Annotated in this window: 12 protein-coding genes; 8 read left to right on the top strand and 4 right to left on the bottom strand. The window is 67.5% G+C overall.

Going from position 1 to position 15177, the window contains the following annotated elements; translation table 11 throughout:
- Window positions 1–307: 307 nt before the first annotated feature.
- Complete coding sequence (locus tag ABZS43_RS24750) at window positions 308–2488, bottom strand: malate synthase G (RefSeq protein WP_355038322.1); 2181 nt, start codon at window positions 2486–2488, stop codon at window positions 308–310.
- Window positions 2489–2764: 276 nt separating this feature from the next.
- On the opposite strand from ABZS43_RS24750, the gene ABZS43_RS24745 reads away from it, so the two are divergent.
- Genes ABZS43_RS24745 through ABZS43_RS24735 form a run of 3 tightly spaced genes read left to right on the top strand, consistent with a single transcriptional unit; the run spans window position 2765 to window position 5443 of the window.
- Window positions 2765–3505, top strand: coding sequence for a glucose 1-dehydrogenase (locus ABZS43_RS24745; protein ID WP_355038321.1), 741 nt, complete (start codon window positions 2765–2767; stop codon window positions 3503–3505).
- A 16-nt stretch (window positions 3506–3521) separates the two neighbouring features.
- Window positions 3522–4151: a TetR/AcrR family transcriptional regulator gene (locus ABZS43_RS24740; protein WP_355038333.1), complete on the top strand. Its 630-nt coding sequence runs from the start codon at window positions 3522–3524 to the stop codon at window positions 4149–4151.
- A 2-nt stretch (window positions 4152–4153) separates the two neighbouring features.
- A complete protein-coding gene (locus ABZS43_RS24735) occupies window positions 4154–5443 on the top strand; it encodes an acyl-CoA dehydrogenase family protein (protein WP_355038320.1) in 1290 nt (429 codons plus the stop codon).
- Between the two features lie 65 nt (window positions 5444–5508).
- On the opposite strand, the gene ABZS43_RS24730 is transcribed toward ABZS43_RS24735, so the two are convergent.
- On the bottom strand, window positions 5509–6645 hold the full coding sequence (locus ABZS43_RS24730; protein WP_355038319.1) for an alpha/beta fold hydrolase: 1137 nt from the start codon (window positions 6643–6645) through the stop codon (window positions 5509–5511).
- Between the two features lie 35 nt (window positions 6646–6680).
- On the opposite strand from ABZS43_RS24730, the gene ABZS43_RS24725 reads away from it, so the two are divergent.
- Window positions 6681–7310 (top strand): class I SAM-dependent methyltransferase, encoded by a 630-nt coding sequence (locus tag ABZS43_RS24725; protein ID WP_355038318.1) that lies wholly within the window; start codon window positions 6681–6683, stop codon window positions 7308–7310.
- Between the two features lie 83 nt (window positions 7311–7393).
- On the opposite strand, the gene ABZS43_RS24720 is transcribed toward ABZS43_RS24725, so the two are convergent.
- Window positions 7394–8092 (bottom strand): helix-turn-helix domain-containing protein, encoded by a 699-nt coding sequence (locus ABZS43_RS24720; RefSeq protein ID WP_355038317.1) that lies wholly within the window; start codon window positions 8090–8092, stop codon window positions 7394–7396.
- 92 nt (window positions 8093–8184) lie between these two features.
- On the opposite strand from ABZS43_RS24720, the gene ABZS43_RS24715 reads away from it, so the two are divergent.
- The 4 genes from ABZS43_RS24715 to ABZS43_RS24700 all read left to right on the top strand — a co-directional run bounded on the left by ABZS43_RS24715 (window position 8185) and on the right by ABZS43_RS24700 (window position 12314).
- Window positions 8185–9336: an acyl-CoA dehydrogenase family protein gene (locus ABZS43_RS24715; RefSeq protein WP_355038316.1), complete on the top strand. Its 1152-nt coding sequence runs from the start codon at window positions 8185–8187 to the stop codon at window positions 9334–9336.
- Window positions 9337–9649: 313 nt separating this feature from the next.
- Window positions 9650–10192, top strand: a complete 543-nt coding sequence (locus ABZS43_RS24710; protein ID WP_355038332.1) for an HNH endonuclease — start codon at window positions 9650–9652, stop codon at window positions 10190–10192.
- A gap of 23 nt (window positions 10193–10215) precedes the next feature.
- Window positions 10216–10521, top strand: a complete 306-nt coding sequence (locus tag ABZS43_RS24705; protein WP_355038315.1) for a WhiB family transcriptional regulator — start codon at window positions 10216–10218, stop codon at window positions 10519–10521.
- A 179-nt stretch (window positions 10522–10700) separates the two neighbouring features.
- Window positions 10701–12314, top strand: a complete 1614-nt coding sequence (locus ABZS43_RS24700; RefSeq protein ID WP_355038314.1) for a substrate-binding domain-containing protein — start codon at window positions 10701–10703, stop codon at window positions 12312–12314.
- Window positions 12315–12347: 33 nt separating this feature from the next.
- On the opposite strand, the gene gcvP is transcribed toward ABZS43_RS24700, so the two are convergent.
- Window positions 12348–15119: an aminomethyl-transferring glycine dehydrogenase gene (gene gcvP / locus ABZS43_RS24695; protein WP_355038331.1), complete on the bottom strand. Its 2772-nt coding sequence runs from the start codon at window positions 15117–15119 to the stop codon at window positions 12348–12350.
- Between the last annotated feature and the right edge of the window lie 58 nt (window positions 15120–15177).

Genomic DNA, 15177 nt, shown 5'->3' with positions numbered 1-15177 from the left:
GAACCCGGCAGCCCCCGCTGACCGGGCTACCCTGTGTTGCCCACCAGTCGCTGATCAGCGACCGAAAACAAATCCGAAACCGATCAGGCCCGGCCAACAGACCGGCGAAAGATCGAGGTTAGTGACCAAAGCGACAATGTCGAGAACAACGCTTCCCATACTTTCCTAACCTCCGACGATCTCCAGTGTGTCGCGACCAGGGTAACGGATAGGTATCGACACCTGTGCAGCCGGTGAAAAAGAAAACCCCCGGCCGGATTGTTCCGGCCGGGGGTCGCCCGGTGTCACATTATGCGGACCAGCGGTTTCACAGGCAGTTGAGCGCCTTGGCCTCACGACGACGCCGGTGCAGAATCGGCTCGGTGTAACCGTTGGGCTGTTTGGTCCCCTCCAGCACCAATTCCTTGGCCGCCTGGAAGGCGATGCTGCCCGCGAAATCCGGCGCCATCGGCCGGTAATTCGGGTCGCCCGCGTTCTGCTTGTCGACCACAGGAGCCATGCGCTCGAGGCTGGCCGTGACCTCGTCGGCGGTGACGATGCCGTGGCGCAGCCAGTTCGCCATGAGCTGGCTCGAGATACGCAGGGTGGCGCGGTCCTCCATGAGGCCGACGTCGCGGATGTCGGGCACCTTGGAGCAGCCGACGCCCTGATCGATCCAGCGCACCACATAACCGAGGATGCTCTGCGAATTGTTGTCCAACTCCTGCTGCCGGTCCTGCGCGGACCAGTTCGGATCGGCGGCGAGCGGGATCTCCAGAATCTGATCGACGGTGGCGCGCGGGCCGCCCTTGGCGATCTCGCTCTGCCGCTTGAACACGTCCACCAGATGGTAGTGGGTGGCGTGCAGGGTGGCCGCGGTCGGCGAGGGCACCCAGGCGGTATTCGCGCCCGCCTTCGGGTGACCGATCTTCTGGACCAGCATGTCCGCCATCAGATCCGGCATGGCCCACATGCCCTTGCCGATCTGCGCCTTGCCGGGCAGACCCGTCGCCAGCCCGGCGTCGACATTCCAGTCCTCGTAGGACATGATCCACTGCTGGGATTTCATATCGGCCTTGCGGACCATCGGCCCGGCCTCCATGGAGGTGTGGATCTCGTCGCCGGTGCGGTCGAGGAAGCCGGTGTTGATGAAGACGACGCGCTCGGCGGCGGCCTGGATGCACGCCTTCAGGTTCACCGTGGTGCGGCGTTCCTCGTCCATGATGCCGACCTTGAGGGTGTTGCGAGGCAGGCCGAGCACATCCTCGACCCGGCCGAACAGTTCGTTGGTGAAGGCGACCTCGTCGGGACCGTGCATCTTCGGCTTCACGATGTAGACCGAGCCGGTGCGGCTGTTCTTCAACACGGTGTCGCCGTTGAGCGAATGGGTGGCGATCAGCGAGGTGATCAGGCCGTCGAGAATGCCCTCGGGCACCTCGTTGCCGTCCTTGTCGAGGATGGCGTCGGAGGTCATCAGGTGACCGACGTTGCGCACGAACAGCAGCGAGCGGCCGTGCAGCACCAGTTCACCGCCGTCGAGCGCGGTGTAGACCCGGTCCGGGTTCATGGTGCGGGTGAAGGTCTTGTCGCCCTTGGTGACCTTCTCGCTGAGATCGCCCTTCATCAGGCCGAGCCAGTTGTGGTAGCAGAGGACCTTGTCCTCGGCGTCCACCGCGGCGACCGAATCCTCGAAATCCATGATCGTGGTGATCGCGGATTCCAGCACGACATCCTTGATGCCCGCGGTATCGGTACTGCCGATCGGCGAGGACGGGTCGATCTGGATCTCGATGTGCAGACCGTTGTGCTTCAACAGGATCGAGGTCGGGGAGGCCGGATCGCCCAGGTAGCCGACCAGCTGGGACGCGTCGGCGAGACCGATGCTCGTCCCGTCCTCCAGACCGACCTCGAGTTCGCCGTCGACGATCGTGTACGAGGTCGAGCCGATATGCGAACCGGTGATGAGGGTGACCGAATCATCGAGGAAGTTGCGCGCCCACTCGATGACCTTGTCGCCGCGGACCTTGTTGTAGCCCTTGCCCTTTTCCGCGCCACCGGTCTCGGGAATGGCGTCGGTGCCGTACAGCGCGTCGTAGAGCGAGCCCCAGCGCGCGTTGGCGGCGTTGATCGCGAAACGCGCGTTCATCACCGGAACCACGAGCTGCGGACCCGCGGTGGTCGCGATCTCGGTGTCCACGTTCTCGGTGGCGATCTGGAATCCGGCCGGTTCGGGCCGTAGGTATCCGATCTCGGTCAGGTAGCTCTTGTAGGCGGCCTTGTCGTAATTCGCGCCGGGGTGCTCGGCGTGCCAGGCGTCGAGTTTGCCTTGGATCGCGTCGCGTTCGGCCAGCAGGGCACGGTTGCGCGGCGCCAGATCATTGATGACCTGTTCGGCACCGGCCCAGAACGCGGCGGAATCCACGCCGGTCCCGGGAAGCGCCTCGTTCTCGATGAACTCGTGGAGAACGCTGGCCACCTGGAGCCCGCCGACCTGAATCCGCTCTGTCATCTACTGCCTCACTTCTGAGAAAGCCGGGTGTGAAAAGACGGGACCAATGTTACCCGCCGGTAGTGGTTACCTCGCGCGACGGGTGACGGAAGCTTCATCCGCGTCCGGTCGACGCGCTGCCAGCACATTCTCGTCCGCCGCGCCGGTATCCGATGATCCTTCGGTCGGCGCGTCGCGCGGGTTGTCGGCGATCGGCCGAACATCGGTCTTGATCCTATCGCCTCGCGCAATTAATGTACTGATCGGAACATTAGTGAGAACCGGACGGGAGTTCACGTGTCGCTGACCGACAAAGTCGTCGTGGTCACCGGAGGCAGCCGGGGCCTCGGCCGGGAGATGGTGCACGCCTTCGCCGCGGCCGGCGCCGACGTGGTCATCGCCAGCCGCAAATTCGACGGATGCGCCGAGCTGGCGGACGAGGTGAAGAACAGCCACGGCAGGCGGGCGTTGCCGGTGGCGTGCAATGTCAGCGAGTGGGCGCAGTGCGACGCGCTGGTCGAGGCTGTCTACGCCGAATTCGGGCAGGTCGACGTGCTGGTGAACAATGCCGGACTGTCACCGCTGTACCCGAGCCTGGACCAGGTGTCCGAAGCGCTGTTCGACAAGGTGATCGGGGTCAACCTGAAGGGCCCGTTTCGGCTGTCCGCGCTGATCGGGGCCAGGATGGCCGCGGCCGGTGGCGGCTCGATCATCAATATCTCCTCGATCGAGGCGACGCGTCCGGAACCGCACGCGATCCCCTATTCCGCCGCCAAGGCCGGACTGAACGCGCTCACCGCGGGTTTGGCGCAGACATACGGGCCGACGGTGCGGGTCAACACGATCCAGTGCGGCCCGTTCGAGACCGATATCGCCAAGGCGTGGCCGGATGACCTGCGCGAGGCACTGACCGAACGCAATGCGTTGCGCCGGGTCGGCGCGCCGAACGAAATCGTCGGGGCCGCGCTGTTCTTCGCCACCGAGGCGTCGGCGTTCTGCACCGGGTCCACCCTCGCGGTCGACGGCGGATGGCGGTGAGCGCGCCGTGACGGAGATGGCTCCCGCGCGCAGGCGCGGACGCCCACCGTCCTCGGAATCGACGGCGGGCGACACCAGGGGCCGGATCGTGGAGGCCGCGGTGGAACTGTTCGCGGAGAAGGGTTTCCACGGCACCGGCGTCGCCGAGATCGGCGATCGCGCCGATGTCCAACGCGGTGCGTTGTACTACCACATCGGTTCCAAGGAAGAGCTGCTCTGGCAGATCCTGCACGATTACATCCGGCTCATGCTGATCGATGCCGAGCGGATCGCCGACAGCTGCGATGACCCGATCACCCAATTGCGCGCGCTGATAGCCAGCCACGTCGGGCTCATCATCGAGCACCGCAGGGAGGTGGCGATCCAACTGCGTGACGTCACCGCGCTGACCGGGGATCGCGGCGCCGAACTGCAAGAACTGCGCGACCGGGTTCAACACTGCTGGCAGCGGGTGATCGACGCGGGTCATGCCGCGGGTCTGTTGCGCACCGACGACCACGTGGTCACCAACGGCGTGCTCGGCATGCTCAACACCGTGACCTACTGGTACCGGCCGCACGGGGGCCGCTCCCCCGACGAAATCGCCGCCATCCTGGCGGCAACCATCCTCGACGGCGTCGTCACCACGACCGATACGAAAGGCTGACCATGGCTTGGGATTTCGAAACCGATCCGGAATTTCAGAAAAAGCTCGACTGGGCGGCGGAATTCGTCCGCACCGAGGTGGAACCGCTCGACCTGATCCACCCGAATCCCTACGACCGCACCAATACCGAGGCGATGGCGCTCATGCGCCCGCTCAAGGAACAGGTCAAAGAGCAGGGGCTGTGGGCCTGCCACCTCGGTCCCGAACTCGGCGGCCAGGGGTACGGACAGCTCAAACTCGGCCTGCTCAACGAGGTACTCGGCACATCGGTATGGGCGCCGTCGGTATTCGGCTGCCAGGCACCGGATTCCGGTAACGCGGAAATCCTGGCCCACTACGGCACCCCGGAGCAGAAGGTGAAATATCTGCAGCCGCTGCTGGACGGCGAGATCGGCTCCTGTTACGCGATGACCGAACCCACCGGCGGCTCGGATCCCACCACTTTCAAGACCCGCGCGGTGCGCGACGGCGATCACTGGGTCATCAACGGCGAGAAGTGGTTCAACTCCAACGCCCAGTTCGCCAGCTTCCATATCGTCATGGTCGTCACGAATCCGGATGTCAGCCCGTACCAGGGCATGTCGATGTTCATCGTCCCCGCGGACGCCCCCGGACTCGAACTCGTGAAGAATTTCGAGGTCCACGGCTTCAGCGAGCACGAAGGGCATCTGCGCTTCACCGATGTCCGCGTGCCCGCCGACCATCTGCTCGGCCAGGAGGGGGCGGGTTTCCTCGTCGCCCAGACCCGCCTCGGCGGCGGACGCGTGCACCACGCCATGCGCACGGTCGCCCTGGTGCGCAAGGCTTTCGACATGATGTGCGAACGCGCGGTCTCGCGCCCCATGCGCAAGGGTTCGCTCGGCGGCTTGCAGATGACCCAGGAACGCATCGCCGACAGCTGGATCGAGATGGAGCAGTTCCGGCTGCTCGTGCTGCGCACGGCGTGGCGCATCGATAAAGAGCAGGACTATCTCGCGGTCCGCAAGGATATCGCCGCCATCAAGGTAGCGATGCCCAAGGTCATGCACGATATCGCCCAGCGCGCGCTGCACCTGCACGGCGCGATCGGCGTCAGCCAGGACCTCCCCTTCGTCGACATGATGAATTACGCCGAGGTCATGGCCATCGCCGACGGTCCCACCGAGGTCCACAAGATCACCCTCGCCAAGGAGGTGCTCAAGGATTACGCACCCGGGGATCCGGTCTACCCGAGCGGCTACCGCCCCACCCTGCGCGAATCCGCCCGCGAGCTGGTCGCGCGCCGCCTGGAACATATCGTCGGCAACCTGTAGCCCTGTCGGACTGCCCCGCGCCGACACCAGGTCTCGCTGATGTCAGGCGCGGGCGGGGGCGAGAGTCAGCCGATCCGGTCCGGTCGGTCCCTCCCGATCGCGGCCGCGGCGGCCGCGCGGGATCGGACGCCGAGTTTGGTGCGGGCATTGGCGATATGACGGTGGACCGTATGCGGACTCAGCGTCAGCCGTTCGCCGATCTGCGCGTCGGTCAATCCGTCCGCGACCAGCCGCAGGATTTCCCGCTCGCGGTCGGTCACCGCCTCCGGACCGGGCGGGGCGGGGCGCGACCGCACGGGGTGCCCGAGTCCGCGCAGGGTCGCGTCGGCGACGGCTGTGGCGTCGCCGCGCCAGGGGAAGTGATCCTCGCCGTGCAGTTCGACCAGGGTTGCCCGGCGGACCCTGCGAGCGACGTCGACTCCGAGGGCGAACGGCACCGCGCGGTCGTCCCTGCGGTGTAACACCGTTGTCGGGGCGGCGACGGCCGCGAGGTGCTCGGTCGCGTCGAGTTCGTAGGCGGCGGCCAACGATCTCGCGGCCTGCTCCGCGGTGGCGGACAGACGCTGGAACTGGGCGAACCGTTCGCGCTCGGTGTTGTCGGCGCCGGGGACGAACACATCGGCGAGCAGCCGCGATCCCAGTCCCCAGTGCGCGGAGATGGCGTTCACCATGGCTCGGCGCGCACTTTCCGGCGCGATGTCGGATCCACGGGCGAACGCGCCGTAGAGCACGAGCCGGTGTACCCGGTCGGGCAGCCGGGCGGCGAGCCCCGCGGCGACGGCGGCGCCGGAGGACGCGCCGACGACGGCGAAGCGCTCCACCCCGAGCGCTTCGACGATCTCGGCCGTTACGGTGATCTCCCCTTCCAAGTCGAGCGGATACCCGGCGGCGCCGGACAGGCCGCGGCCGGGCTGGTCGTATCGGATGACGGTGAACCGATCGGCCAGCCGTGACAGGTAGGCGCGGAAAAGCGGGTCCTCCCAGTTGAGGGCGAGGTGGCTACACCACCAGCCGCCGATCAGCAGTGGGGGACCACTGCCGACCTCGGAATACGCGACGTCGCCGCAGGCGGTCCGCACGTGGCGCACGATCTGATCCTCGACGCGCAGCATCACGTCACCTTTCACGTTCGCCGGGGCCGCGGCGGCGTGCCCGCCGCGGATCACCTGTTCCGGCCATCGATGATGGCCCGAAACGGCCATGACGCGGCGGCGACCGCGCAGCAGAATCGTGGACCATGACCACCACAACCTTCGGCGAACGCTGTTTCGCAAGCTGGTATCCCCGTTTCATGGCCCGCGTCGAGCGTGCCGGGCAGGCCGATGTGCGTCGTGCCCAACTCGCCCACGCCCACGGCAGGACCCTCGAGATCGGGGCGGGCAGCGGCTTGTCCGTCCCGCACTACCCCGACGACCTGGCCGAACTGGTGCTGCTCGAACCGAACCAAGCGCTGCGCGCGCAGCTGACGGCGCGGACCGACGCCCCCGCCGCTCGCGTCACCGTCGTGGACGGTGACGCGCACGCCCTGCGGTTTCCCGACGCCAGCTTCGACACCGTCACCGCGTCCCTGGTGTTCTGTTCGGTGCGCGACCCGGCCCGCGCCTTGGCCGAAGTGCACCGCGTGCTGCGCCCCGGAGGGCAGTTCCTGTTTCACGAACACGTCCGTGGCACCGGTCTGCGCGCCACGGTCCAAGACCTGCTCACCCCCGTGCAACGACGCCTCGCCGACGGCTGCCACGCCAACCGTGACTTCGAATCCCTGCTCCGCGCAACCGATTTCCACCTCGAGACGATCCTGCGCGCCCGGATGCCGACACTGCTGCCCACCATCGTGCCCCTCGTCGTCGGCACCGCGCGCCGACAGTGACGCCCTCGGGCCGCAGACGTCGCGGAGCCGATGGCTCTGCCCGAATTCGGGCGTCGTCGACGCAGCGGTGTACCGCACCGGCGCTATGCCGGAACCTGGGTCAACCGCGCGTCGAACGCCGATTCCATGTACGGGGCGATGGGGCTCAACCGCAGCACCGACGACATCCGGCGGGTCAGCGCGGGCGGCCCGATGAACTCGACGCGGCCGGTGCGCTGGGCGTGGCCGACCGGGATGCGGCCCAGCCAGACCTCGTAGAGCGAACCCACGTCCGAGCTGATCGTGATGTCGACGGGGTAGCCGGGGTCGGCGGTGCACACCGAGGGGTCGCCGGATTCGACGACGATCCAGTAGCGGCGGACGTCATCGGTGAACCGGACGGCGAGCACCTGGCGTTTCCCGGGGAAGGACGAGGTGTCCAGGCGGGTGTGCATCCACCACACCAGCAGGTCGGCGTCGAGTTCCTCGGGATCGGGTTCGCCGAAGGTCCAGCGCGCGCCCCACGCGCCGAGCCCGAACAGGATGGGCTCGAGTTCCCTGCCCGCCTCGGTCAGCAGGTAGGTCGCGCCGATCTTCTCGACGAGACCAGCGCGCTCGAACTGCCGTAGACGTTTGGTGAGCAGACTGCGCGACAGGCCGGGCAGGCCGCGGGCCAGGTCGTTGAAGCGAGTGGTGCCGATGAGCAGATCGCGCAGGATGAGCAGGGACCAGCGCTCGCCGAGCACGTCCAGCGCGCGGGAGATCGGACAGTACTGGCCGTAGCTCTGGGTCGTTTCCGACACGATCACCTCCGGGTCGCGGGGTCCATTTTCTGAACCGGGTAAGTCCACTTTCTGGACTATTCGGTTATCGCGGAGATTCGTAGCTTCGAAACATGACGACTTCCACGATTCCCACCACGATGACCGAACCGACCACCGAGTGGACAGCCCTGGCACGCCGGGTCGGCGAAACCCTGCGCCCGGAGGTCGCCGAACGCGACCGCAGCGGGGAGATCAACGCCGCCGCCTTCGACCAGCTGCGCGCGAGCGGCCTTTCGGCGGCCCTGGTGCCGGTCGAATTCGGCGGCGGCGGCGCGACCCACCGCGAGATGGGCGAGGTCCTGCGCGAACTCGGCAGGCACGACCCTGCCACCGCGGTCGCCTTCGCCATGCATTGCCATCTGGTCGCCACCCAGGTGTGGCGGCACAATCACGGCAACGACGCGACGCCGGTCTTCCAGAAGGTGGCGGCAGGCGCGCTCCTGGTCAGCACCGGAGCCTCGGACTGGGTCACCTCGAGCGGGCGGGCCGAACGCATCGAGGGCGGCTACCGGGTGCACGCGCGCAAGTCGCCCGCCAGCGGCTGCGAGGTGGGCACGGTCCTGGTAACCAGTATTCGCTGGGACGGCGCGCCGGAAGGGCCGCAGGTGCTGCACTGTGCGATTCCGCTGGCCACGCCCGGTGTGCGAATCGAAAAGACTTGGGACACACTCGGCCTGCGCGCGAGCGGATCGCATTCGGTGGTGCTGGAGGATGTTTTCGTACCCGATGCCGCGATCTCGCTGATCCGTCCGGCGGATCTGTGGCCGCCGCTGCTCAATGTCGTGATCGGTGCGGCCATGCCGTTGGTGATGGCCGCCTATCTCGGTATCGCCGACGAGGCGGTGGATCTGGCGACCGCGCTGGTGACCGGCCGCACCGACCCGCATATCTTCCCATTGGTAGGCGAGCTGATCAACGCCCACACCACGGCCGAGGATCTGATCGAGGCCATGTTCACCGGCTCGGACAATCTGCGTTTCGCCAATACCGATGACTACGCCTCGCGGACCCTCAGCCGCAAGACCGTGGCCGCGCAAAACCTGATCGACACGGTTCGCCTCGCCATCGAAACCGTTGGCGGCGTCGGCTATTCGCGCACATGTGAACTCGAGATGCGCTACCGCGACGTCCACGGCAGTCTTTTCCATCCGCTGCCGAGGGCCAAGCAGACACAGTTCACCGGGCGGGTGGCACTCGGATTCGGCCCCATCGGCACCGACTGACCACACCTTCGGCCCGGGAGGAGGGCACGATCCGGCCCCGAAATAAATGGGCCGACAACCGCATGCCCCGTGTGCCACCATGTAATTCGATGACGATCACCCCGATCGACGGGGTGATCGTCCTGCGCATCAGGAGAGGAGGAGGTGGCTTGTCGAATTCACAGGACCCGATCGCGATCGGCACGTTCGTACAGCGTTCGCACGCGATGAATACCCGCGCGGTATCCGGCCACCTCCCGTCCGGTAGCTGACCGCCGCCGAACCCTCGGCAATTCCGCTCCGCTCCTCTTCACGAAACATGGTGATCCCCATGATGTTCCGCCATGCCGCCGATCGGGCGGCGTTGACCGCCTCCAACTGGATACACACCGGCGTCCTCGTACTGAACGCCTCGTACGAGGCGCTCGACGAAATCGGCGCCGACCGGGCCGTGGTGCTGGTGACGAGCGGCGCAGCGGAATCGGTCGCCGACCGTGAGCCGTATTTCCCGATCCGGTCGAAGGAACTCGAGATCGCGCTGCCGGAGACCATCCGACTGCTGCGCTACGTCTACATCGAGCACACGGCGCTGGTGCACGACGAGAGCCGCGCCACGCTCGCCGGGGTCCTGCGCCGTGACAAGCACCGGTGCGGCTACTGCGCGAACTGGGCGCGCACCGTCGACCACATTCGCCCGCGCAGCCGGGGCGGCCCGAATACCTGGGGCAATCTCGTCGCCTGCTGCGCGCCGTGCAATACGGCCAAGGCCGATCGCACGCCGGAGGAAGCGGGAATGCGGCTGCTGTGGCAGCCGAAGGCCCCCGACCACCTGGCCAAGCGGCAACGCCGGATCTGGAAGCAACTGGCCACCACCTGACCGATGTGAGAGGAGTAAGGAATATGACCGTCCGCACCCAGCCGTCCTTTGCCGAGAACTCGACAGCCGAGAACTCGACAGCCGAGGAGTTGGCACTCGTCGACCTGCTCCCGCTCTCGGACAGCCGGGAGTGGCATCGCGCGGCGTGCCGGGGTGACCCGAATCACGAGGCGTGGTTCCCCTACCCGTCGCAGGATTTCGAGTACGCGCGAGAGATCTGCGCCGGGTGCCCGATCCGCGCGGCCTGCCGCGAATTCGCCTCGGGCACCGGGCAATCCGGAGTCTGGGGCGGGCACGAATTCGACCGCGGTCGCATGATCCGCGAGTGAGGGGCACTCGGCGGCGGCGCGGGTCGTCGTCGTGGCGCGAGCGCGCGACGGCGGCCCGTGCGCACACGCGGCCCTCGCCGTAGAGCACCCCGCGAGGTGAACATACACTGACCGTCGTGGGCACTCATCGCAGCGGAATCAAATCCCGGGGCGTCAGCAAAGGTCCGGTTATCGCAGCGGTGACAATCGTCTTGCTAGTGGTAGCGGTCTTCGCGTGGTTCCAGTTCCGGGATCGCGCCGCCGACCGCGACAGCGCGGCGGCGGCCGAATGCGTCGAAGGCGAGGCGACGCTTTTCGTCACCGTCGACCCCGATATCGAAGCGCCCGTACGGGCCGTCGCGGACAAGTACAACGCGACCACGCCGCAGGTACGCGATCATTGCGCGAAAGTGGTGGTCACGGCGCGGCCCTCGGCCACGATCGTCGCGGGTTTCACCGCGGGCGGGGTGTGGGACGGCACGCTGGGGCCGCAGCCCGCGCTGTGGATCCCGCAATCCTCCCGGTCCATCGAGGCCACGCGGGTGCCCGGTCTCATCGAAGGTGATCCGACGCCGGTCGCGGCCAGCCCCATCGTCTTGGCGGTCACCGAGGAACTGCGACGGTCACTGGACGAGGCGAAGGTCGCCTGGAGCGATCTCCCCACCCTGCAACAGGGCTCGCTCGGCGATATCGGGCTGTCCGGCTGGGGTGGACTGCGCATGGCCCAACCCGATGGCGACGCGACGCTGGCCGCGGCGACCGCGGTCGCCGCGACGGTTTCCGGCGCCGATCCGCTCACCGCCGCGGCCGCGCAGTCCGGTCAGGTGATCGCGGCGGTATCCGGATTGGCCGCGGGCGCGCCGGAGGTGGCCGATACGGGCGCCGCGCTCGATGCCATCGCGACCGCACAGCAGCAGCGCAACGCCGATATCCACGCCGTCGCCGCTACCGAGCAGCAACTGGCTACCCGGCTCGGGCTCGTGGCATACCGGCCCGCCGGAGCCGCTCCGATCGCCGACCACCCGGCCGCGATGATGTCCGGACAGTGGGTGGACCAGACTCAGAATCTGATCGCCAGCGTCTTCGCCGAATACCTGCGCGCGCCGGAGCAGTCGGCCATCTTCACCCAGGCCGGTTTCACCGCGCAGCCGCCAGAAACCGGGCCGGGCGCTTCACGCGAAGCCCTCGACAAGGTCGCCGCGACCCTCGCCCATCCGGTGCTCGGCGTGCAGTCCACGGTCGTACTCGACGTCTCGGCGTCGATGTCGACGTCGGAGGGCTCCGGCACCCGGCTGTCCAACAGTCTCGGCGCGCTGCGTTCCACCATGAATGTGATGCCCCCGGATTTCGGGCTCGGGGTGTGGACGTTCGCCAAGAATCTCGATGGCACAAAGCCCTACGACGTACTCGCGTCGACCGCGCCGCTGAGCACCACCCAGCGCACCGCCATCGACACCGCGCTGGACAAGGTGCGCGCCAGCGAATCCCGGACGGATCAGGCGTACCCGACAGTGCTCGCCGCCTACCGCGCGGCGGTCGCGAACTATGCCGCGGGCCGCACCAATTCGGTGCTGATCGTCACCGACGGCCCCGATGACGACTCCTCGCTGACCGGTGCCCAACTCCTCGCCGACATCACCGCCGCCACCGACAAAGCGCGCCCTGTACGCATCGATATCGTCGTCATCGGCGGCAGCGGGACCGAAACCCTGAAGGATCTCACCGAGAAGACCGGCGGCACCTACACCCGGGTGGCGACGTCGGACAATCTCACCTTCGCCAGCACCGTGGTGAAGGCACTGACCAGCCCATAGCCCCCGGGCTATAGCCCATAGCCCCGGGCTCGCTCAGTCGGCGTATGCCTGCGGCGGCGGGCAGGAGCACACCAGATTGCGGTCGCCGTACGCGCCGTCGATACGACGGACCGAGGGCCACACCTTCGCCCGCGCGTGCGCCAGACCACGCGGGTAGACCGCGGTCTCGCGGCTGTACGGATGCTCCCACTCCCCGACCAGGCTCGCCGCGGTGTGCGGCGCACCGCGCAGCGGATTGTCCTCGATCGGCCAGACGCCCGCGCCGACCTGGTCGATTTCCGCGCGGATGGCGATCATCGCCTCGATGAACTCATCGATTTCGGCGAGGTTCTCGCTTTCGGTCGGCTCGACCATCAACGTGCCGGCCACCGGGAAACTCATGGTCGGCGCGTGGAAGCCGTAATCGGCCAGACGCTTGGCCACATCATCGACGGTTACGCCGGTCCGTTTGGTGATCTCGCGCAGATCCAGAATGCACTCGTGCGCGACCATTCCGTTGTCGCCGGTGTACAACACCGGGAAATACTCGTCGAGCCTGCGGGCGATGTAGTTGGCCGAGGCGATCGCGGACAGGGTCGCGCGACGCAGCCCGTCGGCGCCCATCATCCGGATATAGGCCCAAGTGATCGGAAGGATCGAGGCAGAGCCGTATTTCGCGGCCGAAACCGCGTGCGAGCCCGGTTCCAGCGGGTCGCCCGGCAGATACTTCGCGAGGTGCGAGCGCACCGCCACCGGGCCGACGCCGGGTCCGCCGCCGCCGTGCGGAATGCAGAACGTCTTGTGCAGATTGAGGTGACTGACGTCACCGCCGAAATGTCCGGGACGCGCCAATCCGACCAGGGCGTTCAGATTCGCCCCGTCGACGTAGACCTGGCCGCCCGCCTCGTGCACCAGCGCGCACAATTCGGCGACCTCGTGCTCGTAGACACCGTGGGTGGAGGGGTAGGTGATCATGATGCAGGACAGCCGCTCGGCGTGGTCGGCGATCTTGGCACGCAGGTCGTCCAGGTCGACATCGCCGTTATCGCGGCATTTCACCACCTCGACCCGCATGCCTGCCATGGCGGCCGATGCCGCGTTGGTGCCGTGCGCGCTGGAGGGGATGAGGCAGGTATCGCGGTGCGCGTCACCGCGATCGAGGTGGTAGCGCCGAATGGCGAGCAATCCGGCGTACTCGCCCTGGCTGCCCGCGTTCGGCTGCAGGCTCACCGCGTCGTAACCGGTGATCTCCGCCAGCCAGTTCTCCAGGTCCGAGATGACCCGCAACAGACCCGGCGCGTCCTCGACGGGTGCGTACGGGTGCACCCGCGCGAACCCGGGCCAGGTGATCGGCTCCATCTCCGCGGTCGAGTTCAGCTTCATGGTGCACGATCCGAGCGGAATCATGCTGCGGTCCAAGGCGATATCCTTGTCCGAGAGCCTGCGCAGGTACCGCAACATCGCGGTTTCCGTGTGGTAGCTGGTGAAGGCCGGATGGGTGAGGAATTCCGAGGTGCGGGTTTCGATCGCGGCCGAGGAAATCTCACCCTCCACGGGGGCCGCCGCATCCAAGGACCGTGCGGTGCCGAAGGATTCGAGTACCGCCGCGACATGCGTCTGCGTCGTCGCCTCGTCACAGGCGATGCCGACGTGATCGGCGTCGACCAGCCGCAGGTTGATACCGCGTGATTTCGCCTTCGCGACAACGGCTTCCGCGCTGCCGGGCACTCGCGCCAGCACGGTGTCGAAGAAATCACCGTGCACGAGCGCACCGCCGAGCCCCGCCGCGATGGCCGCCGCGTGCGCGTGTACCCGTCGCGCGATCGCGCGCAGACCGTCGGCGCCGTGGTAACTCACGTACATGGCCGCCACGATCGCGAGCAGCACCTGCGCGGTACAGATATTCGAGGTGGCCTTCTCACGGCGGATGTGCTGCTCACGGGTCTGCAGGGCGAGCCGGTAGGCCGGATCGCCGTCCGCGTCGACCGAGACCCCGACCAGCCGCCCTGGCAGTTGACGCGCGTAGGCCTGCCTGACCGCGAGGTAACCGGCGTGCGGGCCGCCGAAGCCGAGCGGCACCCCGAAGCGCTGGGTAGTGCCGAAGCAGACGTCGGCGCCCTGCTCCCCCGGCGCGGTGATCAATGTCAGCGCGAGCAGGTCGGCGCCGACCGCGACGAGCGCGCCGCGTTCGTGCGCGGCGGCGATGACCGCGCTCCAGTCGACGACGCGGCCGGACGCGCCAGGTACCTGCACGAGCACTCCGAAGAAGTCACCGTCGGGCAGCACGCCGGAGGACAGATCCGCCTCGATGATCTCGATGCCGAGCGGCTCGGCGCGGGTCGACAGCACCGTCCTGGTCTGCGGGAACAGATCGGCATCGATGAGCAACCTGCTGGATTTCGACCGGCCCGCGCGGCGCAGCAAGGTCATCGCCTCGGCCGCCGCGGTGGCCTCGTCCAACATGGACGCGTTGGCGACATCCATGCCGGTGAGGTCGGACACCATGGTCTGGAAGTTGAGCAGCGCCTCGAGCCTGCCCTGGCTGATCTCGGGCTGATAGGGCGTGTAGGCGGTGTACCAGGCCGGATTCTCCAGCAGATTGCGCACCAGCACGGGCGGGGTCAGCGTGTCGTAATACCCGAGCCCGATCATCGAGGTGGACACGCTGTTCGCGTTGGCCAGCGCCGCCAGTTCGGCGAGCACCTCGTGTTCGGTCGCGGCCTGCGGTAATCCGGCCAGCGACACCACGGTGTCGTCGAGGATGCGGGCCGGGATCGCGGCGGTCGCCAGCTCGTCCAGCGAGGCGACGCCGACGACCGGCAGCATCCGGGCGAGTTCACCCCGGTCCGGTCCGATGTGGCGGTCGGCGAAAGATCGAGTCACG

The sequence above is a fragment of the Nocardia sp. NPDC005366 genome (genome assembly GCF_040606855.1).
Classification (GTDB): domain Bacteria; phylum Actinomycetota; class Actinomycetes; order Mycobacteriales; family Mycobacteriaceae; genus Nocardia.
This window is presented reverse-complemented; position numbering and strand designations above follow the sequence as displayed.

Bases quoted from the DNA above. Each gene is read 5' to 3' on its own strand.
- ABZS43_RS24740 (WP_355038333.1), top strand. From the start codon at position 3,522: ATGGCTCCCGCGCGCAGGCGCGGACGCCCACCGTCCTCGGAATCGACG.
- ABZS43_RS24710 (WP_355038332.1), top strand. From the start codon at position 9,650: ATGTTCCGCCATGCCGCCGATCGGGCGGCGTTGACCGCCTCCAACTGG.
- ABZS43_RS24705 (WP_355038315.1), top strand. From the start codon at position 10,216: ATGACCGTCCGCACCCAGCCGTCCTTTGCCGAGAACTCGACAGCCGAG.
- gcvP (WP_355038331.1), bottom strand. From the start codon at position 15,119: ATGCTGCCGGTCGTCGGCGTCGCCTCGCTGGACGAGCTGGCGACCGCC.
- ABZS43_RS24730 (WP_355038319.1), bottom strand. From the start codon at position 6,645: ATGGCCGTTTCGGGCCATCATCGATGGCCGGAACAGGTGATCCGCGGC.
- ABZS43_RS24715 (WP_355038316.1), top strand. From the start codon at position 8,185: ATGACGACTTCCACGATTCCCACCACGATGACCGAACCGACCACCGAG.
- ABZS43_RS24725 (WP_355038318.1), top strand. From the start codon at position 6,681: ATGACCACCACAACCTTCGGCGAACGCTGTTTCGCAAGCTGGTATCCC.
- ABZS43_RS24750 (WP_355038322.1), bottom strand. From the start codon at position 2,488: ATGACAGAGCGGATTCAGGTCGGCGGGCTCCAGGTGGCCAGCGTTCTC.
- ABZS43_RS24735 (WP_355038320.1), top strand. From the start codon at position 4,154: ATGGCTTGGGATTTCGAAACCGATCCGGAATTTCAGAAAAAGCTCGAC.